The sequence below is a fragment of the Pseudonocardia sp. HH130630-07 genome (assembly GCF_001698125.1).
GTDB lineage: Bacteria > Actinomycetota > Actinomycetes > Mycobacteriales > Pseudonocardiaceae > Pseudonocardia.
Window position 1 is genome coordinate 187528 of record NZ_CP013854.1, and the last position, 13789, is coordinate 201316.

Here is a 13789-nt window from a genome sequence, read left to right on the forward strand (position 1 = left end):
GGGAACGGCCCGGGTACCCGGCGCACCCCGGTAGTCTCGGCGGATGACCGGACCGGGGACACGGCGGGTGACCGCGGCGATGGTGGCCGAGCGCGCGGGCACCAGCGTCTCGACGGTGTCCCTCGTGGTCAACGGGAAGTCCCGGGGGCGGGTGTCCGCGGTGATCACCGAACGCGTCCGGGACGCCGTGGCCGACCTCGGCTACGTCGTCGACCACGTGGCGAGCTCGCTGGCCAGGGGATCGACCGATCTCGTCGTGCTGCTCGCCCCGGACCTGACCAACCCGTTCTTCGGGCGGGTGGTGTCCGGTATCCGCGAGGCGCTCGGGGAGCACCACCAGCTGATGCAGTCGGTCATCACCGGCGGGGAGCAGCCGACCGCGGGGAGCGTCCGCCGGGTGACGGCGTTCCGCCCGGCGGGGCTGCTGGTGCACGCCCCGTCCGAGGACTTCCTCGACGACCTCGACCCGGGCGGGCCCCCGGTGGTGCTGCTCGACGCGCCGGGCTTCGCCGACCGGGCCGCCACGGTCACCTTCGACCTGCGCCCCGGGGTGCGGGAGCTGGTCCGGCACCTGGCCGGCGCCGGGCACCGGCGGATCGCCTACCTGGACGGGTCGACGCCGTCGGCGACCTTCACCCTGCGCCGTGGCCTGCTGCGCGACCTCGGGGCGGAGCACGGGCTCACCGTGCTCGGCACCGGGCCGGCGGACACCGTCGCGGCCGGGCTGACCCTGGACGCCGCGGCCACCGCCGCCGCCGCGGCACTCCCGGGCTGGCGGGCGGCCGGGGTCACGGCGGTCGTCGCCGCCGCGGACACCCTGGCCTACGGCGTGCTCGCCGCCGCCCGGGAGGCCGGGCTGGCGGTGCCGGGCGACCTCGCCGTCGCCGGGTTCGACGACCTGCCCTACTCCCGGGTGACCGCACCGGCGCTGACCAGCGTCGCGCTGCCCGCCGAGGAACTCGGCCGGGCGGCCGCGCGACGCCTCACCGACCTGCTCGGCGGCCACCGCACCGCGGCGACCGGACCGTTGCCGACCGGCCTGGCGGTGCGGGGCAGCACCGGCCCCGGCTGAGCGGGCTCAGCCGCGCAGCATCTCCGCGACGAGGAACGCCAGCTCCAGGCTCTGCTGGGTGTTCAGCCGCGGGTCGCACGCCGTCTCGTAACGGCCGGCCAGATCGGTGTCGGAGATCCGCTGGGCGCCGCCCAGGCACTCCGTCACGTCCTCACCGGTGACCTCGACGTGGATGCCGCCCGGGTGGGTGCCCAGCGAGCGGTGCACCTCGAAGAAGCCCTGCACCTCGTCGACGATCCGGTCGAAGTGCCGGGTCTTGTACCCGGTGGAGGCCTCGTGGGTGTTGCCGTGCATCGGGTCGCACTGCCAGATCACCTTGTGCCCGGAGGCGGTGACCTTCTCGACGATCGCCGGCAGCACGTCGCGGACCTTGTCGTTGCCCATACGGGAGATCAGCGACAGCCGGCCCGGACGGTTGTGCGGGTCCAGCCGCTCCACGTACTCGACGGCCTGGTCGGGCGTCGTCCCCGGGCCGATCTTGAGACCGATCGGGTTCGCCAGCAGCTCGGCGAACGCGATGTGCGCGCCGTCGAGCTGGCGGGTGCGCTCCCCGATCCAGAGGAAGTGCGTGGACAGGTCGTAGAGCCGGGGCGAACCGGAGACCGGGTCACCGTCGCGCTCGAGGTCCAGGCGCAGCAGCGAGCGCTCGTAGTCGAGCAGCAGTGCCTCGTGGCTGGCGTAGAACTCGACCTGGTGCAGGTTGTGGTCCTGCACGCCGCAGGCGTCCATGAACCGGACCGCGCGGTCGATCTCCGCGGCGACGGCCTCGTAGCGCACCCCGGCCGCCGACGTCCGGACGAAGTCCTTGTTCCAGTCGTGCACCTTCGTCAGGTCCGCCAGGCCGGTCGCGGTCAGCCCGCGGACCAGGTTCATCGCGGCCGAGGCGTTGGCGTAGGCCCGGATCATCCGCGACGGGTCCGGGGTGCGGGCGGCCAGGTCGGCGGGGAGCCCGTTGACGATGTCCCCGCGGTAGGACGGCAGGCCGGTCGCGTCGGTCGGGGAGCTGCGCGGCTTGGCGTACTGCCCGGCGATCCGCCCGACCTTCACCACCGGCAGCGAGGCGCCGTAGGTGAGGACGACGGCCATCTGCAGCAGCGTGCGGATGGTCGCCCAGATGTGCGGCTCGGTGTTGTCGACGAAGGTCTCGGCACAGTCCCCGCCCTGGAGCAGGAACGCCTGCCCGTTCGCGACCTCGGCGAGCCGCTGGGACAGCCGGTCGACCTCGGGGGGCAGCACGATCGGCGGCACGGACTCCAGGACCGTGCGCACGTCACCGACGCGGGCCGGCTCGGGCCACTCGGGCTGCTGCGCTGCGGGGCGGGACAGGGCGTCGTCCAGGGCGGAGCGCAGGTCCGCGGGCAGCGGCGGCAGCTCCGGGAGGACGTCGATCGGCGCATCGACGGACCAGTTCACGACGACCAGCCTAGGCCGAGGTGCTTTCCCGGCGGGGCCCGGCCCCCGCGGCGCGGAACTCCTCGATGGCCTCCCAGCGCTGGAGGTTGTGCCGGGCGTCGGCGAGCGCGTCGTGCGCCTCGCGGGGCGGCGGGGGCAGCGCGGGACGACCGGCGTCCTCCCAGCGCTGGCGCAGCTCCCGGGTGAACCGGGGCATCGCCCGGGGCAGCGCCGGCATCGACCCCCAGAGCTGGCACAGCGCCACGTGGTCGTAGGCCGCGATCCAGGCCCACAGCTCCACGTCACCGGGGCCCGAGGTGCAGAACTCCAGGATCTCGTCCCGGATCCGGGACCGCGACATCCAGGCACGGTCCGCCGGGGAGGGCAGCTTGGGCAGCACGTTCGCCCGGACCCACTTGCCGGCCCGGTCCGGGTCGAACTCGGTGGAGACCGCGTAGAACTCGCGGCCGTCCTCGGCGACGATCCCGATCGACACCAGGTCGATCGTGGTGCCGTCCTCGATGAACTCGCAGTCGTAGAAGAAGCGCATGTCCGTCCCGGTTGCCGCCCGACGCGTGCGGGGGTGTCCCCGCCCGGCGGACCACGGTACCCACCCCGCGTACGGGCGCCCGGGCGCCGTCGTGATCACGGACCGGCAGGCGTCCGGCCGGATGTGGCCGCCGGGCCTCCCGATCGGCCGTCACCGGGGACCGGGCTCAGCTGGCCCGGGAGTCGGGGACGTTCGCGTCCGGCCGGCCGGTCGCCCCGCGCGACGTCGCCGGCGGCGGCGCGCCCGCCGCGGCCCGTTCCTTGACCGAGGCCGCGTACCGGTCGACGTAGGTCTGCCCGGACAGCTCCATCAGCGAGTACATGATCTCGTCGGTCATCGACCGCTCGATGAACCGGTCCCCGGCCATGCCCTCGTAGCGGGAGAAGTCCAGCGGCTCCCCGATGACGATCCGCACCTTGCGCGGCCGCCACATCTTCGAGCCGATCGGGTTGACCCGGTCGGTCCCGACCATCGCGACCGGGATCACCGGCACGCCGGCCTCCAGGGCCATCCGGGCCACCCCGGTCTTGCCCTTGTAGAGCTTGCCGTCGGGCGAGCGGGTGCCCTCCGGGTAGATGCCCAGCAGCTTGCCCTCCCCGAGCAGCCGCACCGCGGTGTCCATGGCCGCCCGGGCCGCGGAGCCGCCGGAGCGGTCCACCGGCACCTGGCCGACGCCGGTGAAGAACACCTTCTTGAGCCAGCCGCGCAGTCCCGGCTCGGTGAAGTACTCCCGCTTGGCCAGGAACGTGACCCGGCGCGGCAGCATCAACGGTAGGAAGAACGAGTCGGCGACGGCGAGGTGGTTGCTGGCGAGGATCGCGCCGGCCCCCTCGGGGACGTGCTCGGCGCCCCGGACCTCGGGCCGGCAGAACAGACGCATCAACGGACCGAGCAGCACGAACTTGGACCACCAGTACAGCACCCTGCGCTGCCTCCCTACCGACTTCGCGGCGTCAGCCTACGGAGCGCCCCGCGCTCCTCACAACGGGGCCGTGGTCACCGACCGGCGGCGTGACAGGATGGCACCGGCACGCGCCGGGAGGGACGGGCATGGACGCTGCACGCGACCGCGACGATCGGCCGGACGACGAGTTCGAGTCCATCGTCGCGGGCTGGCGCGACGAGGGCTCGGTGCCGGACTGGCCGGACCCCGGGGAATCCACCGGGCCCACCGCGCACGCCGATCCCGCCGCACCGGCCGTCCAGCCGGGCGAGCGGCCGGGACACCGGCCCGGCCCGGCCGCGGAGATCGACTCCGACGAGGGGCACTACCACCCGCCGGACCCGCCGCCGCTGCCGCGGCCCGGGCCGCCCGCCGTCGTCGGTGGCGGGCTCATCGTGTTCGGCGTGCTGCTGTGCGTGGCGCCGAGCGTGCTCGGCGTCGGCGGCACCTGGCCGCTCCCGCTCGGGCTGGTGCTCGTCGCCGCCGGGCTGACCTGGCTGGTCCTGCGGCTGTGGACCCCGGACCACGGCGACGACGCCCCCGACCCCGACGACGACGGCTCCCGGATCTGACCGTCCGCCGGTCACGGCCGGGCCGCGGCGCCCGCCCGCCACCGCGGGTCGCCGATCGGCACGATCGTGGCGAGCAGGTCGTCGAGGCCGGCCACGGCCAGTGCGACGCAGGTGTCGGCCGCCCCGTAGTAGATCTTCACCTCGCCGTCCGGCTCGGCGACCATGCCGCACGGGAAGATCACGTCCCCGCGGAAACCGGTCGTCTCGTAGTGCTCGCGCGGGCTGAGCAGCGGCTCCGGTGCCAGCCCCACGACGCGGGCGGGGTCGTCGAGGTCCAGCAGCACCAGACCGGCGTGGTAGCGCTTGGTCCAGTGCTGGTCGCCCCAGGCGGACAGCGGCCGGTCCGAGCGGCCGACCACGTGCACCGCGGCCAGCCAGCCCTGCGGGGTGCGGATCGGCGGGGCGGCCGGGCCGATCTTCGCGCCGCCGTAGGGCACCTCCTCGCTGCCCAGCACCAACCGTGCGCCGCCCCAGTGCACCAGGTCCGGGGAGCGCGACGCCCAGATGTCGAAGCTCTCCGGGTCCGCCCGCCCGTAGCTCGCGAACGGGCGCTCCAGCCGGTGGTAGGCGCCGTCGATCCGCTCCGGGAACAGCACCGTGTTCCGGTTGTCGGGCACCGTCGTGCCGTGCAGCTCGAACCGGGCGAGATCGTCGGTGGTGAGGACGGCGCCGAGGATCCCGTGCGCGGTGTCGACGGCGGCGGTCAGGTGGATCCGGTCGTCGATCACCGTGATCCGCGGGTCGTAGACCCGGCGGATCTCGCTCCGGCCGAACCGCGGGTCGGCCAGGTCGTGCCACCACTCGCGGGCCTGCTCCACGGTGAGCACCGGCCGGGGGTCGACGGTCCAGTCCACCCCGTCGGGACTGCGGGCGAGCCCCAGGCAGCTGCCCGCGAAGTCGGCGCCGCCCCGGTAACCGTGGTCGTCGCGGAAGACCATGACGTACTCCGCGCCGGAGCCGGTGCCGATCTTCGCGACACCGGCGTTGAACACGCAGTCGGCCGGGTACGGGACGTCCGACGCGGTCAGCACCGGGTTGCCGGGGTGGCGCCGCACGACGGCGGGGCTCATGCCTCCTGCCCCCGTGCGGCGAGCGCCTGTTCGTACTCCGCGCGCATCTGGTCGCCACCGCCGCGGCGCCAGTCGGCGATCGCCTCGTCCCAGGCCGAGACCGGCAGCCGGCCGAGGAAGATCTGGTTGCGGGTGTCGTCGAGCGCCTTGTACAGCGACTTGCCCTTGATGGACTTCGTCGGCGAGTACAGGCCGCTCGTGGCGTTCGTGACCGCGGCCGGCATCGAGGCCACGAGGTTGTCGTAGACCATGTCGGTCGCCTCCGGGTGCCCGGCGTAGTAGATCGGCATCGGGCAGTCGACGAGGTACTGCGTCGGGAACGCGCTCAGCGCCGTCTCGCTGGCGCCGAGGTCGTTCTGCACCGGCTGGCCGCCCTCGAACGCGAAGTGCCTGCCCTCGGTCCCGTAGCGGCGGAACAGGTACTCCTCGGACCCGAACGGTGTGGCCAGCCAGTTCAGCAGGCTCAGCATGGTCCGGATCCGCTCGGGCGAGGCCTTGTCCAGCGCGGTGATCGAGTGGTTCGACGGGCCGACCCACAGCGGGCCGGGACCGCCGTCCGGGCCAGGGACCACCGGCAGGGCGATCTCGTAGGAGTCCCCGGCGACGTTCTGCTGGTAGTAGGCGTTGAGGCCGGGGAAGGTGTCCTGGGCCATCAGCCCGGAGCCCTCGTTGAACCACAGCTTCAGGTCGGCCCGGGAGACGCTCACGCTGTCCGGGTGCACCAGCCCCTCGCGGATGAGCCGGGCGCCGATGTCGAGCACGTCCTTGAAGCCGTCCAGCTCCCGGTAGTAGACGAACCGCGGCCCGTCCAGCGCCCAGGTGTTGGGCAGCCCGAGCATCCGGGACAGCACGATGTCCGGGACCTGGCAGAAGGCCCAGCGGTTGGCCGGGACGTCGGTCAGCTCGCGGGCCATCCCGATCAGGTCGTCCACCGAGCCGAAGTCCGTACCGACCCCGCGCTCGGCGAACAGGTCGGCCCGGCAGAACAGCTGCTCGGTGTTCAGCACCCCGCGCGGGACGGGCACCGCGTAGATCCCGCCGGAGTACACGCAGGACCGCCAGGACTCGGTCGGGATGTTGGCCAGGAACGGGTAGTCCAGGATCGCGTCCCCGGACAGGAACTCGGTGAGGTCATGGGCCCGCGCCTCCAGGAACTGCGGCAGGTACGGGAAGTCGACGTCGACGTTGAACACGTCGCCCAGCACGTCACCCGCCACCGAGGTCGCGAACTTGCTCGCGTAGTCCGCGTCCGGGGTGATCGTGACGTCGACCCGGCTCCCCAGCCGGGCGTTCAGCTCCTGCCAGTAGGCGTTGCGGTCCTGGGTGGGCGGGATCGGGGACACGGTGCGGGTGCTCCCGGTGAACGGCGTGCCGTCGCCGGGGGTGCGCCCGCCCAGCACGACCGGACGCTCGGCGGGGAACGTCCGGTACGCGTCCGGCATCCGCGGGTCGACGGTCGGCAGGTCCGGCGCCGGCCCGGCGAAGCGCCGGTAGGTCGGCAGCGCGACCGGTGCGTTGATCGCGGCGACGTCGGTCGAGCGGGTGACCGTCGAGCAGCCGACGAGTCCGGGTGCGGCGAGGACGGCGAGCGTGCCGCCCAGCAGGGTGCGCCGGTTCATGCGGGTCATCCCTTCACCGCCCCGGTCAGCACGCCCTTCGCGAAGTGGCGCTGCAGGAACGGGTAGACCACCAGGATCGGGACGATCGCCACCACTAGGATCGCCATCTGGATCGACGTCTGCGGCGGTAGCTGGTCGACCGCCCCGAGATCGGACCCGCCCAGCTGGGCGTTGTCGACGACGTAGGTGCGCAGCACCAGCTGCAGCGGCCACTTGGCGGTGTCGTTGAGGTAGAGCAGCGCGTTGAAGAACGCGTTCCAGTAGGCGACGGCGTAGAACAGCCCGACCACCGCCAGCACCGCCCGCGACAGCGGCAGCACGACGCGGGCGAACACCGCGAAGTCCCCCGCCCCGTCGATCCGGGCGCTGTCGATCAGCTCCTGCGGGATCTGCATGAAGAACGCCCGCAGCACGACGACGTTGAACGCGCTCACCGCCGTCGGCAGGATCAGCGCCCAGTACGAGTCGAGCAGCCCGAGCTCCTTGACCACCAGGTAGTTCGGGATCAGGCCGGGCGCGAAGAACATCGTCAGCAGGACGGTCATGAGGATCGCCCGCCGGCCGAAGGTCCCCGGCCTGCTCAGCGCGTAGGCCAGCATCGCCGAGGCCACCAGGCTGAGCACCGTGCCGATGACGGTGATCCCGATGCTGACGACCAGCGCCCTGGTCACCACGCCACCGGCGAGGATCGAGCGGTAGGCGGTCAGGTCGAGACCCTCGGGCCACAGCACGAACCCGCCGGCCTCGGTGACCTGCTCGGGGGTGGCCAGGCTGGTCGAGACGATGCCGACGAACGGCACCACCACGACCGCGCAGATCACGAGCAGCACCACGCCCTTGAGCGCGCGGACCGCCGTCGAGGGGGGCGCCTGGTGCGGCGCTCGCGCGGTGGTCATCTGCGGTACACCCCCGCCTCACCGAAGACGTGTGCGATCTTGTTGGCGCCGACCACGAGGATCACCGCGATCACTCCCTTGAACAGCCCGACGGCCGCGGCGATCCCCCACTGCCCGCCGAGGATCCCGGTGTTGTAGACGTAGGTGTCGAGCACCTCGCTCGCGGCGATGCCGACGCCGGCCTGCTGCAGGATGATCTGCTCGAAGCCGACCGTCAGCGAGTCGCCGAGCCGCAGGATCAGCAGCAGGATGATGATCCCGCGCAGCCCCGGCAGCGTGATGTGCCAGAGCTGCCGCAGCCGCGACGCGCCGTCCACCGCGGCGGCCTCGTACTGCGCGGTGTCGATCTGGGAGAGCACCGCGAGGAACAGGATGGTGGCCCAGCCGGTGTCCTTCCAGATCACCTGGCTGGTGATCAGCGCGACGAAGGTGTCCGGGTTGCCCATGATGTCGATCGGGGTGCCGCCGGCGGCGCGCAGCGCGTTGTTGAGCATCCCGGTGCCACCGAGCATGTGCTGGAAGACGGCGACCACGATCACCCAGGACAGGAAGTGCGGCAGGTAGAGGATCGACTGCACGATCTGCTTGAGCCGGTCCGAGAGCAGGCTGTTGAGCAGCAGTGCCAGCAGGATCGGCGCCGGGAAGGCGAACACGACCTGCACCAGCGTGATCACCAGGGTGTTGCGCAGTGCCTGCAGGAACGCCGGGTCCCCGCCGAAGACGACGCCGAAGTTCTCCCACCCCACCCAGGCGCTCTGCCCCAGCGGGACGAACGGCAGGTACTCCTGGAAGGCGATGAAGTTCGCCAGCAGCGGCAGGTAGGAGAACGTCAGGATCAGGGCGAGCCCGGGTACCGCCATCGCGAGCAGCACCCGGTCGCGGCGGATCATCTGGAGCCAGGTCGGCCTGCGCACCGGGCCGACGTCGGCCGGGTCGTGTGTGCCGGCCGGTGGCCGCGCCGGTCCGGGTGGCGGGGTCCGGCGGGACGGCGGTCGCGGCCGGTGCCCGGCCCGGTCGGCCGTCGCGTTGCGGTCTGGTGGCACGAGCCCTCCTCGTCGAGTAACCAATGCCTTGCGGGTCCAGCTCGGGTCGTGCTGCGGGCGCGCCGGAGCCGGGTCGCGCCGTGGCGTGGCGCGTCCCGCGCACCCGCACGGCGGACCCGTCGCGGTCCGTCCGGCCACCGGCGCGTCGCTGCGCCAGATGTGATTTACATCGTAGTATGAGATTTACAACGTAGTAGAGCGTGAGCGGCGATGTCCGTCAAGTAACGGAACGGAGAACGCCCGGAGACCGGCCGCGGGACGGCCCGGCCCGGTGATCAGCCCCGGCGGGCGACGTCCCTGGCCAGCGTCGCGGCACCCACCACGGCCGCGGCGCCGCCCAGCTGGGCCGTCCGGATGCGGGCGAGCGGGCGGTTCCCGGCGCCGGTGAGGATCCGGCCGTAGTGGTCGCGGGCGGCGTCGAGGAACTGCGGGGCCGAGGTCGACACGCCGCCGGCGATCACGACGACGTCCGGGTCGAACAGGTCGGCGACCAGCGACAGGCCCTCCCCCAGCCAGCGCGCCATGTCCGCGACCGCGGCCCGGCCCACCGGGTCGCCCTCGCGGGCGGCGGTCGCGACCCGCTTCCCGGTGATCGATCCGGGATCCCGGGCCGCCTCCCGGACCAGCACCGACGGTCCCGGCGCGTCCACTGCGGAGATCATCTCCAGCGCGGTCGTGGCCAGCGCCGTCCCGCTGCAGTAGCGCTCCCAGCAGCCGCGCTTGCCGCACGGGCAGGCCCGGCCGTCCGGGACGACCCGCAGGTGCCCCAACTCGGGAGCGACACCGTGGGCGCCGCGGAACAGCTCGCCGCCGAGCAGCAGGGCACCGCCGATCCCGGTGCCCAGCGCGATCAGGACGACGGTGGACGCCCCGGCCGCGGCCCCGAACCGGCGCTCGGCGAGCGCGGCGGCGTTGGCGTCGTGCTCGACGACGACCGGCAGGCCGCCGAGCCGCGCCGAGATCCGCTCGGCGACCGGGGCGTCGCGCCAGGACAGGTGCGGGGCGTAGCGGACGAGGCCGCGCGGGGCGTCGACGAACCCGGCCAGCGCGAGACCGGCCGCGCCGACCCGGTGCCGGGTGCGCAGCTCGTCGGCCGCACCGGCGATGGCGGCCTCCAGCGCGTCGTCGGTCCGCGGGGTCGGGACGCTGACGGTGTCGCGGACCTCGCCGTCGGCGTCGACCACACCGGCCCGGACGCTGGTCCCGCCGACGTCGACCCCGATCGTGAGCCCCTCGGGGGTCCGCGGGCTCACGTCCGGTGCACCACGATCCGCTGGACCGACCGGCCGCCGCGCGGGCGGGGCCCGGCCGCGCCGGACGCGGGGTGCGGGGCGGCCGGACGGCCGGTGGCGGGCCCGGCGGGCGGGTCACCGTCCTCCAGCGCGGACAGCAGCACCGTCAGCAGGCCGGTGGCGTGCTCCGCGAGACCGGCCAGGAGATCGGCACGCTCGCCGCGCAGCACGGCGAGCACCGCGCACACCGGGCAGGAGTTGCAGGCCGGGCCCGCGTCCGCCCGGCCCGGGTCGGCCGCCGGCGCCTGCAGCGCGCCGCGCAGCCGTTCCAGCAGCTGGCGGGCCGCCACCCGCAGGTCGTCCGGGACGCCGGCGTGCGACCCGCAGCAGCCCGCGGTGCTCACGACGTCATCCAGGTGCCGGGGTCGGGTACGAAGCTGATCACCAGCCGGGCGTCGGCACCGGTGCCCTCGAGCCGGGCCCCGGTCGCCTCGCAGCGGCGCAGCACCGACGGGAGCGAGACGACCCGGCGGGAGAACCCGATCCCGACCACCATGTCGTCGCCGATCCGGGCCAGGTCCAGCGGCGCCTCCTGGGCCCCGGGCAGCGCGACGTCGAGCTCGAACGCGGTGTCGGCGGACACGCCGTGGCCCGCGGTGCGGCGCAGCTCCATCAGCGGGCGCTGCGGCGCGTCGTCCGGCGCACCCGCCGGATCGGCGTCGCGGTAGACCGACCGGGCCAGCTCGCGCAGCGACTCCACCCCGGTCGGCTCGGCCGAGGTGTAGCGGACCGCCGTCACCGGCACGTCGGCGCCGAGCTCGGTCAGCTCGCCGAGCACCGCCCGCTGTTCCGCGGCACGCTCGCGCAGCCAGCGGGCCGCCGGGCCGCGCAGCGAGGGCGGCGGGCCGGGCATCACCCGGTTGGCCAGCAGGGCGTCCACCCGCAGCTCGTGCAGCGCCAGCGCGGTCAGGGTGCGCCGGGTCTCCGCCGCGACCACCCGCTCCGGGGTGAGGACCAGCCGGATCGAGGTGCGGGTGCGGTCGGCGAGCAGGGCGCGCAGCCCGGCCAGCTGGTCGGCGAGCCCACCGAGTGCGGCGACCGTGCGTTCCCAGCCGCCGACGTCGCCGCGGGCGCCCGCCAGGTTCGCGACCAGGCCCCGGACCGCCCTGCGGTGCGCCGGGAACAGCCGCTCCAGGTAGCCCGACAACGCCTCGGGCAGGGTGAGCAGGCGCAGGGTCTCCGCGGTCGGCCCGCAGTCGACGACGACGACGTCGTACTCCCCCGAGTCGGCGAACCGCTGCACCTCGACCAGCGCGAGGAGGTCCTCCACTCCGGGCAGCACGGTCAGCTCGTCGGCGACCAGCTCGTCGACGCCGGCTCCGGCGAGCATCGTGCGCAGGTGCTCCTGCAGTTCACCCCAGGCGCCCTCCACCAGGTGCCGGGCCTCGATGTGGGCGCCCCACAGGTTCTCCGCGACCGGGGTGGGCTCGGCGCCCAGCTCGGTACCGAGCGCGTCGCCGAGCGAGTGCGCGGGATCGGTCGACACGACGAGCGCGGTCCGGCCGGACCCGGCGAGCAGCGCGGCCGTGGCCGCGGCCAGGGTGGTCTTGCCGACCCCGCCCTTGCCGGTGAACAGCACGACGCGCACGGAGCGGAGGGTAACGATCGCCGGGGTGTGACCTCCGACCGGCTCCGGCCGATCCGGGCGGGCCGGGGCCGTCAGCCCTTCTCGACGCGCCGCTTGAGTCCCTTGAGCGCCGCGTCGATGATCACCTTCTCGGCCTTGCGGCGCAGCATCCCGATCATCGGGAAGTTCACCTCGACCGACAGCTCGTAGGTGACGGTGGTGCCGCCGGCGTCCGGGTCCAGGCGGTAGGCGCCGTCCTGCGCCTTCTGGATCCCGCCCTTCGCCAGCGACCAGGACACCGAGCGGTCGTCGGCGGCCCAGACGTAGTCGAGGGTGTAGGTGTCCTTGATGGCGCCGGCGTCCATCGAGAAGCGGACCTGCTCGGCCCGCTCCCCGGCGCCCGGGTCCAGGATCTCGACCGCGGTGATCTGGTCGGTCCACTCCGGGTACGACGCGAAGTCCGCGACGACCGCCATCACCCGCTCCGGCGGGGCGTCGATGTGGATCGAGGAGGTGGTCGCGTCGGCCATGCCGGGAGGCTATCCGGTGCCTAGAGGTACAGCACGTAGGGCCGCGCCAGCACGCGGAAGTGCCCGGCGTTGACGCACTCGGTGCGCCCGATCCGGGCCCGGCGGTGCAGCGGCTGGTGGACGTGCCCGAACATCGCGTGCGACGGCTGCTCGGCGGCGATCCGCCCGGCCAGCGGCCCGCTGGCCAGCTCGGCCCGCCGGGTGACGACGTCGTAGGTCAGGCCGGCGTGCGCGGGCGGGACGTGCGTGCACAGCACGTCGGCCGGGCCGAGCGCGGCGAGCCGGTCGGACCAGTCCCCGTGGGCGAGGAGGTGGGGCTGCCACGGCCCGGTCCGCCGCGGGTCCACACCGGGTGGCAGCGGCACGCCGCCGAGGAACCCGATCCGCACCCCGCCGATCGTGAGGACCCGGCCGTCGGCGGCGACGACGCCGTCGACGTCCGGCCAGGCCCGCGGCAGGTCGACGTTGCCGGGGATCGCCCACACCGGCACCCCGAGCCCGGCGAGTACGCCGAACAGCTCGGCGTACTGCTCGGACACGGCCTCCTCGACCGCGGCCGCCGGGTCGTCGAACCGGGCCCAGGACCGCTCCAGGAGGCCGAGCATCTCGGCCCGGGGCGCGCCGATCCGGCGCAGCCGGCCGAACTCGGCGGAGACCTGCTCCCCGAGCAGCCGGGCCACGATGCCGTTGGACGGGTCCCGGTAGTCGATGAACTCCAGCAGGTCCCCGAGCACGATCAGGCCGTCGGCCCCGTCCGCGGCGCGGGCGAGGGCACCGGCGTTGCCGTGGACGTCGCTGATGACGTGCAGCCGCACCCCTCAGCCCCCCGCGAGCGGCGGGACCCCGGCCGGGCGGCCGGCCTCCAGCCGTCGTTTGAGGGCGAAGGCGTGCGCCTTGAACTCCCGGTGCCTGCGGACGGACTCGGCCCGGCCGAGCCGGCGCGACCGGGCGGCACGGGAGCCGGGTCCCGGCTCGGCGCGCAGGAAGAAGTGCAGGACGGTGCCGTCGAGCACCTCCTCGCACCAGACCTCCATCGTCCCGGTCAGCGCCCCGGTGACGGTCCACCGGATCCCGGCCGGGCCGCGGTCGTGGGCGATCTCCGGGCGCAGGTCCGGCCAGTACGCCGCCCAGCGCGCCCGGTCGGCGAACTCGGCGGCCACCCGTTCCCGGGCGACCGCCAGGAACGTCTCGTCGATCACGTCCACGGCGGGCACGGGGTGCACGGTGGCCAGCGTGCCATCCC

General features: G+C 74.1%; 15 protein-coding genes. 2 read left to right on the forward strand and 13 right to left on the reverse strand.

The window, feature by feature from the left end; genetic code table 11:
• The first annotated feature begins 43 nt into the window (after positions 1-43).
• Positions 44-1072 (forward strand): LacI family DNA-binding transcriptional regulator, encoded by a 1029-nt coding sequence (locus AFB00_RS00860; RefSeq protein WP_068795616.1) that lies wholly within the window; start codon positions 44-46, stop codon positions 1070-1072.
• A gap of 6 nt (positions 1073-1078) precedes the next feature.
• Here AFB00_RS00860 and AFB00_RS00865 read toward each other — a convergent pair whose 3' ends face one another.
• The 3 genes from AFB00_RS00865 to AFB00_RS00875 form a co-directional block, all read right to left on the reverse strand.
• Positions 1079-2485 (reverse strand): class II 3-deoxy-7-phosphoheptulonate synthase, encoded by a 1407-nt coding sequence (locus AFB00_RS00865; protein ID WP_068795617.1) that lies wholly within the window; start codon positions 2483-2485, stop codon positions 1079-1081.
• 10 nt (positions 2486-2495) lie between these two features.
• Entirely contained in the window at positions 2496-3014 is a 519-nt protein-coding gene (locus AFB00_RS00870) for a polyadenylate-specific 3'-exoribonuclease AS (RefSeq protein ID WP_068795618.1), read from the reverse strand.
• Positions 3015-3180: 166 nt separating this feature from the next.
• Positions 3181-3936, reverse strand: a complete 756-nt coding sequence (locus AFB00_RS00875) for a lysophospholipid acyltransferase family protein (RefSeq protein ID WP_068795619.1) — start codon at positions 3934-3936, stop codon at positions 3181-3183.
• A gap of 128 nt (positions 3937-4064) precedes the next feature.
• Here AFB00_RS00875 and AFB00_RS00880 point away from each other — a divergent pair, with 128 nt between their 5' ends.
• Positions 4065-4529: a hypothetical protein gene (locus AFB00_RS00880; protein ID WP_068795620.1), complete on the forward strand. Its 465-nt coding sequence runs from the start codon at positions 4065-4067 to the stop codon at positions 4527-4529.
• A gap of 11 nt (positions 4530-4540) precedes the next feature.
• Here AFB00_RS00880 and AFB00_RS00885 read toward each other — a convergent pair whose 3' ends face one another.
• The 10 genes from AFB00_RS00885 to AFB00_RS00930 form a co-directional block, all read right to left on the reverse strand.
• Complete coding sequence (locus AFB00_RS00885; protein WP_068795621.1) at positions 4541-5599, reverse strand: glycoside hydrolase family 130 protein; 1059 nt, start codon at positions 5597-5599, stop codon at positions 4541-4543.
• Positions 5596-7227: a hypothetical protein gene (locus AFB00_RS00890; RefSeq protein WP_156819317.1), complete on the reverse strand. Its 1632-nt coding sequence runs from the start codon at positions 7225-7227 to the stop codon at positions 5596-5598. The genes AFB00_RS00885 and AFB00_RS00890 overlap by 4 nt, the downstream gene beginning before the upstream one ends.
• On the reverse strand, positions 7224-8114 hold the full coding sequence (locus AFB00_RS00895; RefSeq protein WP_068795623.1) for a carbohydrate ABC transporter permease: 891 nt from the start codon (positions 8112-8114) through the stop codon (positions 7224-7226). The genes AFB00_RS00890 and AFB00_RS00895 overlap by 4 nt, the downstream gene beginning before the upstream one ends.
• Complete coding sequence (locus AFB00_RS00900; RefSeq protein WP_197519709.1) at positions 8111-9157, reverse strand: ABC transporter permease; 1047 nt, start codon at positions 9155-9157, stop codon at positions 8111-8113. The genes AFB00_RS00895 and AFB00_RS00900 overlap by 4 nt, the downstream gene beginning before the upstream one ends.
• 275 nt (positions 9158-9432) lie before the next feature.
• On the reverse strand, positions 9433-10410 hold the full coding sequence (locus tag AFB00_RS00905) for an ROK family glucokinase (protein WP_083275158.1): 978 nt from the start codon (positions 10408-10410) through the stop codon (positions 9433-9435).
• On the reverse strand, positions 10407-10793 hold the full coding sequence (locus AFB00_RS00910; protein ID WP_068795624.1) for a hypothetical protein: 387 nt from the start codon (positions 10791-10793) through the stop codon (positions 10407-10409). The genes AFB00_RS00905 and AFB00_RS00910 overlap by 4 nt, the downstream gene beginning before the upstream one ends.
• Positions 10790-12037: an ArsA family ATPase gene (locus tag AFB00_RS00915; RefSeq protein WP_197519710.1), complete on the reverse strand. Its 1248-nt coding sequence runs from the start codon at positions 12035-12037 to the stop codon at positions 10790-10792. Before AFB00_RS00915 ends, AFB00_RS00910 begins: the two co-directional genes overlap by 4 nt.
• Positions 12038-12108: 71 nt before the next feature.
• Positions 12109-12546 (reverse strand): SRPBCC family protein, encoded by a 438-nt coding sequence (locus tag AFB00_RS00920; RefSeq protein WP_068795625.1) that lies wholly within the window; start codon positions 12544-12546, stop codon positions 12109-12111.
• Positions 12547-12566: 20 nt separating this feature from the next.
• Complete coding sequence (locus tag AFB00_RS00925; protein ID WP_068795626.1) at positions 12567-13361, reverse strand: metallophosphoesterase family protein; 795 nt, start codon at positions 13359-13361, stop codon at positions 12567-12569.
• 3 nt (positions 13362-13364) lie between these two features.
• Complete coding sequence (locus tag AFB00_RS00930; protein WP_068799888.1) at positions 13365-13769, reverse strand: polyketide cyclase / dehydrase and lipid transport; 405 nt, start codon at positions 13767-13769, stop codon at positions 13365-13367.
• Positions 13770-13789: the final 20 nt, after the last annotated feature.